The following is a 7,952-nucleotide window of genomic DNA, read 5'->3' on the forward strand; positions in this document are numbered from 1 at the left end:
TTTGGCTTTTAATCGGTGTACCCACCGCGATTGGTAGGGGGGTATGAAACCGGCTAGCGCACCAACTTAACGCCCTGATCCTCCAAAACGGTGGCAACGCCTTCCAACTCTGCGTCCGCGATTTCCATGTCGGAGGCAATGATGACGGTGGTGCGCTGCTCGCGCAGGAAGTCCGCGAGGTCATCGAGGTTGCGGGGGCCGCAGTCCTCGCAGCCGCGGGTGCGGCCAAGCGCGTTGAAGAAGTCCGCGCGGGTGCGGATGTGTTCAGTAATGAGGATGCGTTGCATTATTACTCCTCCGCGTCTGGGATAGAACAGAAGCTTTCATAGTGGTCATCGGTGTAGTACCACACGTCCGGGTCAGTCTCGCTGCCACCGCCAGTGATGATGCGGCGGGCGCCGCGGTTCTTGCTGCCCGGGGTTTCTACCGTGTATTCGCGGTAGTAATTCTTGTCCTGCTGCGGCAGGCGTCCCTCGTAGTTGCCAAAGCGGGCGTTGTCATTATCCGGGTAGTCATAGGGGCCACCAGCCAAAATATCGTTCGCGGTGTCGTTCGCCTCGGCAGGGAGGGAAGACATCTCGCAAGTATCGGCGTCGCCAGCCTTAGCGCCGCCTGCGGACTCGGACGGCGAAGAAGCAGAGGAATCGCCATCGCCGCCGAGGTCGAAGCCGAAGTAGCCTGCAACGACGGCAAGCGCAAGGCCGCCGAGGGCTACTGGGAGCGATTTCTTAGACGCTTGGAACTTGGGCATACCTTTATTCTTGCAGGTGTAGCGGTGAATGCCGAAATCGGTCGACGCTCCCAACAAGTCCAAAAATTCCCCCGTCACGGGGGTAGGCAAAGCTCGTCGGAATATACCCCAGGAGAGGGTAAAACGGGCGAAAAACATGAACCCCACCCAACGTCACCATCCTGCCCTAGCCATTTGAACATTCCCGCCGCGCGCGGGGTAGTCTGTACGCATGGCAAAAGGCAGAATTCCGGACAGCGACATCCAAGCTATCCGTGAACGCGCGCCTTTAGAAGAAATCGTCGGCGAGTACGTGCAGCTCAAGCCCGCAGGACACGATTCGCTCAAGGGGCTGAGCCCCTTTAAGGATGAAAAGACCCCGTCTTTTCATGTGCGCCCGCAGCGCGGCTACTACCACTGCTTTTCCACCGGCAAGGGTGGTGACGTCTTTAGCTTCCTGATGGAAATGGAGCAGGTCTCCTTCCCGGAAGCGGTTGAAGCAGTAGCGCAGAAGATTGGCTACCACATCAATTATCAGGGTGGCTCCACGGGCGCGCGCAATGAGAAGCCCGGAACCCGCCAGCGCCTCATCGCAGCGAATAAGGCCGCGCACGAGTTCTACCGTCAGCAATTGGAGACGCCGCAGGCGGCTACCGCTCGTGACTTTCTGCTGGATCGCGGCTTTTCCCGCGAAATTATCTATGATTTCGAGTGCGGCTATGCACCGGAGGGTTGGGACACCGCCACCAAACACTTGCTGCGCCTAGGTTTTTCCTTTGAAGAACTGGAAGCAGCTGGCATTTCCAAGATGGGCAAGCGTGGTCCCATCGACCGCTTTCATCGTCGCTTGTTGTGGCCCATCAAGGACCTTTCCGGCAACGTCATTGGCTTTGGCGCGCGCAAGCTTTTCGACGACGACAAGCTCGGCAAGTACATGAACACCACTGAGACCATGCTCTACCGCAAGTCCAAGGTGCTCTTTGGCCTCGATTTGGCCAAGCGCAATATCGCCGAACAACACCAGGCCGTGGTGGTAGAAGGCTACACGGATGTCATGGCTATGTATGCCGCAGGCGTCAAGACCGCCGTTGCTTCTTGTGGTACCGCCTTTGGCGGCGAGCACCTGCAGGTACTGCGCCGGCTCATGCTGGATGATTCCTACTTCAATGGCGAGCTCATCTATACCTTCGACGGCGATGAGGCCGGGCAGAAGGCCGCCATGCGCGCCTTTGACGGCGAGCAAAAGTTCACCGGTCAATCCTTCGTTGCCGTGGCCCCCGATGGCATGGATCCCTGTGATCTGCGTTTGCAAAAAGGCGATGCCGCCGTACGCGAGCTCATCGCGGACCGCATCCCCATGTTCGAGTTCGTTATCCAGTCCGTCATCGCGGAATACAGCATTGACAGCGCCGAGGGGCGTTTGCAGGCCCTGCGCCGCGCGGTACCCGTGGTCGCACAGATCCGTGATCAACCTTTGCAGCGTGAATACGCCCGCCGCCTAGCCGGCTGGGTGGGCTGGCCCGATCCGGAAGAGGTTCTCCGGCAGGTGCGCGCGGAGGCACGCAAACCAAAGAAGGCCGAAAAGCCCACCATTCGCCGCTTCGACAATGCGAAACAGCAGCCGGCGCAGCAGGACGTGCCAATGATCCACCCGCCGAGCCCGAAGGAGACCCACCTGTGGCCCCAGCGCGAGGCCCTCAAGCTGGCCCTGCAGATGCCGCAGGTGGCGGGCTCCTACTTCGACGGCATTACTGCCGACGCCTATACCAACGACGCCTACCGCCTCGTCCGGGAGGCCATTTCTACTGTGGGTGGCGCAGCTCAGGGCGCCACCATGCCGGCCGTGGAGTGGATCGCCGCGGTGGCCGGCGAAATGCAGGATCTCACCGGCCGCAACTTTGTCTCTGAGCTTGCCGTAGAGGCCATTTTGCCAACCGACGTCGGCCCCGAAAAATACGCCGACTCCGTGCTCTCCCGATTGCAAGAGACGGTGGTGGGCGATCAAATCGCCCAGTTGAAGGCCCGCCTTGGCCGCATGCGTCCCTCCGATGATGAGGCTAGCTATAACTCGCTTTTCGCTGACCTCGTCGCTCTTGAGCAGGCCCGTCGCGAGCTTAACGACCGCGCCTTCCGCGGCACGCCTCCCCAGGCATAAAAATCCCCCCTCGGCACGACCCTAAATAAGGTGCGTGCCGAGGGGAGGGGAGAGGCCTAAAGGCTAGCTTGCTGCCGCCCTAGTCCTCATCAGGCTCATAAATGCGGTCCGCATTATCCACCTGCGATCCGCGCAGCCGGCCCTTGCCCTTGCGCTTGGAGGACAAATCGCGAACCTCGCGCATGCGCGGTTCTGGGTCCAAGCGATTAGCCACCGCCTTGCGTGCCGAGGTGACGGCGGACTTAGTCACGGGGGAGTTGACGGCCTTTTCGTAGGCGCCCTTGATTTGGTGGTAGCGCTTGCGGCCAGCCTTAGTGCCAAAAACGTATCCTGCTGCGGCGCCGAAGACGAATTGGATCATTATCTAGCGTGTCCCCTTATTCCTGTGCGAGTAAAAGTTCCCCACCAGCCTACCGCGAAGCCTCGCCGCGCGCCGCCAGCCACGAGTGAGGGGTAGTGCTAGCCCCGCATTGGACTAGCACTTTTCATGGCGCAGAATACGCGCTAGTTTAAGTGTGTGGAAAATAACAAGCGCAGGGATTCGGCGGCGGCTTCAGAAGTGGCGCTGGCCGCGCTTTTTACCGCGAGCATTTCTGCGGAGTCTTCCGGCCATCAACCGGATACCGCCGCGGCGCACCAAGGCCCCAATTGGCCTGAAGAACGCTGAGTGGTGACCGCAAAGGTCTACCCGCCAATCCACGATTGTGCATGCGAGTTTAGCGTCGCGTTCACTTCCCCTTAACTTTAGCTAGATATTATTCGTGGGAATTTGATACTAGCAAAAGGTTTCTACGTTGAACTATCGGAATAATCTTCGCCCCGCAGTCCGGGGGCTCGCCCTGTGCGCGGCTACTGGGCTGACTATAGCCCTCGCACCGTCGGCCACAGCCCTTCCCGTAGCCGTGCCCCAGCTGCGTGAGCCTGTCACCCAGCAGTCCACCGGCGCAGCCCCAGTCCAGCACCCCGGTGCCCCAGTTCCAGAGCCGTTTAGCACGGACTATATCGCGGGCTTTGAATCCGATGTCTCTTCTTATCAATTTGGCAACTACTGGCAGGTAGTCCAGCTCTTTGACCACATTAAGACCCAGCCGGAAATCCGCCAAGAAAATATGGACAAGGCCCTGGCCATCAATAACGCCGCAGCCGGTGACTCCGCTTTGATCCGCCGCGCACAGGCCGATGCCAAGGCCAGCTCCACCAGCGTGCTCAACGCGGTTTCTGATTCCATGGGCAAGAACTTGGGCGATGCTTTCCGTACTTCGCTTGCCGAGCACCGCCTGCCCAAAACTGAATACCTTCTAGGGAATGGCTACGCCGCCCGTGCGGGCGGACTGGCTAATTCCACCATGTCAGAGAAGTACTACTTCAACTATCAGCGCCCGTACCAGCGCGCGCCGCAGGCGATCAAGCGCTATGACGACGGTTCCAAGGATCTTTATCCCACCTCGCCAGCCTTCCCTTCGGGCCACACCAATCAGGCAACGTGGATCACCACGTTGATGTCCTTCATGCTGCCGGAGGTAGGCCCACAGCTCATGCTGCGCGGCGCTGAGGCCGGCAACCACCGGGTGGTCCTCGGCGTGCATTATCCGCTGGATGTCATCGGCGGCCGCATGACCGGCCAGGCTGCTGCGGCCGATCGCCTCAACGATAAGCGCATGCGCCATGCTCTATGGGAAGCCTCGATGGAAGTGCGCAAGGAAATTAAGTGGCGCACCGGCAAGACGGTAGAAGAATTGGTGGCCCAGGATAGGGCAGAGGGTACCGACTATCGGTCCACCGACGATGCGGTGGAACAGTACTCCACATTCATGGACTATGACTTTGCCCCGCGCTACCACACCGACGCCCCGATGGTCGTCCCGCAGGCCGCTCCAGTGCTGCTAGCAGCGTCCCACCCAGAACTAACCTGGAACCAGCGTGCCGAGGTGCTGCGCCAAACCGCGCGCCCAGCCGGCAATCCATTGGATTGGCAAGCCGAGGGAGGCTCGTGGCAACGCCTCGATCTAGCCCGCGCCATGGCAGCCAAGGTGACCATCGCCCCAGACGGCGGCGTGAACGTTAGCGGCTAGCAGGTTCTACAACCTAAGCAGCCCTAAAACCTGAGCGGGGGTACGGTTTCCCGCACATGGTTCAATAAAGAAGTATCCCCATCAATCAAAAGGAATGAGTAATGACTAAGCCCAAGGTAATGACCATCTACGGCACCCGCCCGGAAGCCATCAAGGTTGCCCCAGTTATCAAGGCGCTGGATAACGATGAGCGCTTTGACTCCATCCCGGTTTCTACGGGTCAGCACAAGGAAATGCTGGAGCAGGTCAATGCCATGTTCGGCATCACTCCCAAGCATGATCTGGGCCTGATGAAGCCGGGCCAGGGCCTCAATGAAATTGTCTCCCGCGCGATTGCGGGTCTGGATTCCATCATTGAGGAAGAACAGCCGGATGTCATTATCTCCCAGGGTGACACCTCTACCGCCATGGCCGCAGCACTCGCTGGCTTCCACCGCGGAGTAAAGATTGTGCACCTGGAGGCAGGCCTGCGTACCGGCGACATCCACTCGCCGTTCCCAGAAGAGGCTAACCGTAAGCTCATCGGCCAGGTAGCCGAGCTGCACTTGGCTCCTACCGCTGGATCGATGGAAAACCTGCGTCGCGAGAATGTGCGCTCCAAGGACATTGTGGTCACCGGCAACACAGTGATCGATGCCTTGTTGGAAGCAGCATCCTGGGACACCAAGTTCGAGGATCCCGCTCTGCAGGAGGCCGCAGATTCCGACAAGCGCCTCGTCGTTGTTACCACCCACCGCCGCGAAAACCTGGAAGCTATGAAGGAGATCGGCGGCGCAGTCAAGGATCTGGCTGAGGCTTACCCGGAAATTAACTTCGCCCTGCCGCTGCACCTCAACCCCAAGGTGCGCGAAGCGGTTCTCCCAGAGGTTGAGCACCTACCGAATATCATCATCACGGACCCGCTGCCGTATGACCAATTCACCCAGCTGCAAAACCGCGCGACCATCATCCTTACTGATTCCGGCGGAGTTCAGGAGGAAGCTCCCGCGCTAGGCAAGCCGGTTCTGGTCATGCGCCAGAACACCGAGCGCCCTGAGGCCGTCGTCGCCGGCACCGTAAAGCTGGTGGGTACCAACCGTGAGCTCATCGTGGCAGAAGCTAAGCTTTTGCTTTCCGACGACGCCGCTTTCCAAGCCATGGCCAACGCCGTCAACCCCTACGGCGATGGCAAGGGCGCGCAGCGCGCCGTTGCCGCCATCGCGGAGCTGACTGGAGTAGGCGAGCGCGTAGACGACTTCCTGCCCGAGGTTGATTCCTCCAAGGCCGCCCAGAATAAGAAATAACCTGCGCATGGGGTAGATATAGCGGATATAATAGTGGTATGAAACCGCTGGATATCCGCTGTAACCACCAAGACCGCATGAAGGCCGCCGACATCCTAGGAGATGCGCTGTCGGCCGGTCAGATTGACCTCGACGAGTTTGAAAAGCGTTCGGCAGACTGCGTGGATGCAACCACCCGTGCCGAGCTCATCGAACCCTTAGCAGACCTTGTGGAGGACCCAGAAGTCCTTCTTTTCGGGCAAGAACGCCAAATCGCAAAAGCCTATTCGGGGCACCAAGAATCCAATGCCATAGCCAAAGTTGAGCAGGCAATGAAGCAGATTCAGCCTTCGGTGGGGCAGCCGCAATCCCTAGCACTGGGCATCTTCGGTGGCTCCACGGTCAATGGCGGGGCAGTAGCCCGTACCCTGACAGCTATTGGAGCTTTCGGCGGTGTTGACATCGACCTGACTGGTGTGGCCCTTCGTAACCGTACGACCACCATCAATGCGGCAGGAATTTTCGGTGGTGTCGATGTCTACATCCCAGAGGGCTTCCGAGTTCGCGTAGGTGGCTTTGGCCTTTTTGGTGGGCATGACCTGAAGGTCGAGCACGGCGCTATCCACCCGAATGACCTTCCAGTGGACGCACCAGAAATCATCGTCAACTGCTATAGCCTCTTTGGCGGCGTAGACGTTCACGTGGGGCGGCGTTACGGCGGTTAAGGCGGCTTAGAAGCTCGAGGGAGTATCTAGAGTTAGGGCTTGTCTGCAGACACACTCACAGCACTTTTCGAACCCTTCGAGCAAGCTTTGGAAGACCCACGTCAGTCTACGGATTACTAGGAATATTTAACGCGCTCTGGGCGTCCTGCACATCTAGAAGCCGGTCTAGTGCGGTGGACAATGGTGCAACCACTCGCGCCGGTGTTTAGCCGCACGGGGCCGTTGCCTCCTGCAAGGCAGCAGGGCGTACCTAAGCACATGGGCTTCCGGCTTCAACTGGAAAAGTCCTGAAACCGACATCTACAGGGCATTCTGCAAACGTGGTTAACAACTCATGAACGTGGCAGGGCAGTCTAGCCCGACAATATCGCGCAGACCACCAAAGTCGCCGGCCAAGTGGCGACACGAAAAATCCACGACAAACTAATTCAGGATTCTCCTCAACACTGCCGTCCGATGGCTTCAAGGATCCCCGCTCGGATCTCTTACTTGGCCGTCTTCGGGCTTAATGCGCCTGTGTATATGCAATACTTCCACCGTAGCGCTTAAAGCTTGAATCCCTGAAGAAATGTAGACAAAACGCAAATATTCCCGCTTAGTGTTACTAAGCGGGAATATTTGCTCCTCCAACTGGGCTCGAACCAGTGACCTAAACCCCATTTGACCAGCATAAACACCCTTTTTAGGCCCCTTTCCACGACAACTCCACTGCATTCGAAATCTTTTCCTCCACGGCACTACCCACCGCCTACAAATCCTCATCAAACAATTCAGCGTAAACATCTAGAGTCATAGCAGCAGATGAATGACCGAGTTGCCTTTGCACGACCTTGACGTTCGCCCCGGCGGAAATCATCAGGCCGGCCGCGTGATGGAAAGCAGACCCCTACGAGGCGGGGTCGGATGAGTCTGGGCTTGAGTATAAGAAGAAGCGGTTTATGGCCCGGGTGGAGCTGGCGACGAATGCGATGTTCGTGTGGAAGAACGGTCCAGCTGCGTTTGTGATTC

General features: G+C 58.7%; 8 protein-coding genes and 1 pseudogene. 5 read left to right on the forward strand and 4 right to left on the reverse strand.

From position 1 onward, the window contains the following. Positions 1 to 53: 53 nt before the first annotated feature. On the reverse strand, positions 54 to 287 hold the full coding sequence (locus CORTU0001_RS00320; protein WP_005324236.1) for a barstar family protein: 234 nt from the start codon (positions 285 to 287) through the stop codon (positions 54 to 56). Between the two features lie 2 nt (positions 288 to 289). Further along, on the reverse strand, positions 290 to 751 hold the full coding sequence (locus CORTU0001_RS00325; protein WP_005326470.1) for a guanyl-specific ribonuclease: 462 nt from the start codon (positions 749 to 751) through the stop codon (positions 290 to 292). A gap of 211 nt (positions 752 to 962) precedes the next feature. Between CORTU0001_RS00325 and dnaG the strand changes: the two genes are divergently transcribed. Further along, positions 963 to 2,885, forward strand: a complete 1,923-nt coding sequence (dnaG, locus tag CORTU0001_RS00330) for a DNA primase (RefSeq protein ID WP_005326472.1) — start codon at positions 963 to 965, stop codon at positions 2,883 to 2,885. 79 nt (positions 2,886 to 2,964) lie between these two features. Here the strand turns inward: dnaG and CORTU0001_RS00335 are convergent, their stop codons facing one another. Continuing rightward, positions 2,965 to 3,246, reverse strand: a complete 282-nt coding sequence (locus tag CORTU0001_RS00335; RefSeq protein ID WP_005324241.1) for a hypothetical protein — start codon at positions 3,244 to 3,246, stop codon at positions 2,965 to 2,967. 156 nt (positions 3,247 to 3,402) lie between these two features. On the opposite strand from CORTU0001_RS00335, the gene CORTU0001_RS11665 reads away from it, so the two are divergent. The 4 genes from CORTU0001_RS11665 to CORTU0001_RS00350 all read left to right on the forward strand — a co-directional run bounded on the left by CORTU0001_RS11665 (position 3,403) and on the right by CORTU0001_RS00350 (position 6,944). Then, complete coding sequence (locus CORTU0001_RS11665) at positions 3,403 to 3,552, forward strand: hypothetical protein (protein ID WP_157749109.1); 150 nt, start codon at positions 3,403 to 3,405, stop codon at positions 3,550 to 3,552. 235 nt (positions 3,553 to 3,787) lie between these two features. Next, a complete protein-coding gene (locus tag CORTU0001_RS00340; protein WP_005326473.1) occupies positions 3,788 to 4,957 on the forward strand; it encodes an acid phosphatase in 1,170 nt (389 codons plus the stop codon). Between the two features lie 101 nt (positions 4,958 to 5,058). After that, positions 5,059 to 6,240: a non-hydrolyzing UDP-N-acetylglucosamine 2-epimerase gene (gene wecB, locus CORTU0001_RS00345; RefSeq protein WP_005326474.1), complete on the forward strand. Its 1,182-nt coding sequence runs from the start codon at positions 5,059 to 5,061 to the stop codon at positions 6,238 to 6,240. Between the two features lie 38 nt (positions 6,241 to 6,278). After that, complete coding sequence (locus tag CORTU0001_RS00350) at positions 6,279 to 6,944, forward strand: DUF1707 SHOCT-like domain-containing protein (RefSeq protein ID WP_005326475.1); 666 nt, start codon at positions 6,279 to 6,281, stop codon at positions 6,942 to 6,944. Between the two features lie 748 nt (positions 6,945 to 7,692). On the opposite strand, the pseudogene CORTU0001_RS11325 reads toward CORTU0001_RS00350, so the two are convergent. Further along, positions 7,693 to 7,818, reverse strand: a pseudogene (locus CORTU0001_RS11325) (tyrosine-type recombinase/integrase); the annotation flags it as partial. Between the last annotated feature and the right edge of the window lie 134 nt (positions 7,819 to 7,952).

It is taken from the genome of Corynebacterium tuberculostearicum SK141, from assembly GCF_000175635.1.
GTDB classification, from domain to species: domain Bacteria; phylum Actinomycetota; class Actinomycetes; order Mycobacteriales; family Mycobacteriaceae; genus Corynebacterium; species Corynebacterium tuberculostearicum_C.

Bases quoted from the DNA above. Each gene is read 5' to 3' on its own strand.
- CORTU0001_RS00350 (WP_005326475.1), top strand. From the start codon at position 6,279: ATGAAACCGCTGGATATCCGCTGTAACCACCAAGACCGCATGAAGGCC.
- wecB (WP_005326474.1), top strand. From the start codon at position 5,059: ATGACTAAGCCCAAGGTAATGACCATCTACGGCACCCGCCCGGAAGCC.
- CORTU0001_RS00335 (WP_005324241.1), bottom strand. From the start codon at position 3,246: ATGATCCAATTCGTCTTCGGCGCCGCAGCAGGATACGTTTTTGGCACT.
- CORTU0001_RS00325 (WP_005326470.1), bottom strand. From the start codon at position 751: ATGCCCAAGTTCCAAGCGTCTAAGAAATCGCTCCCAGTAGCCCTCGGC.
- CORTU0001_RS00320 (WP_005324236.1), bottom strand. From the start codon at position 287: ATGCAACGCATCCTCATTACTGAACACATCCGCACCCGCGCGGACTTC.
- dnaG (WP_005326472.1), top strand. From the start codon at position 963: ATGGCAAAAGGCAGAATTCCGGACAGCGACATCCAAGCTATCCGTGAA.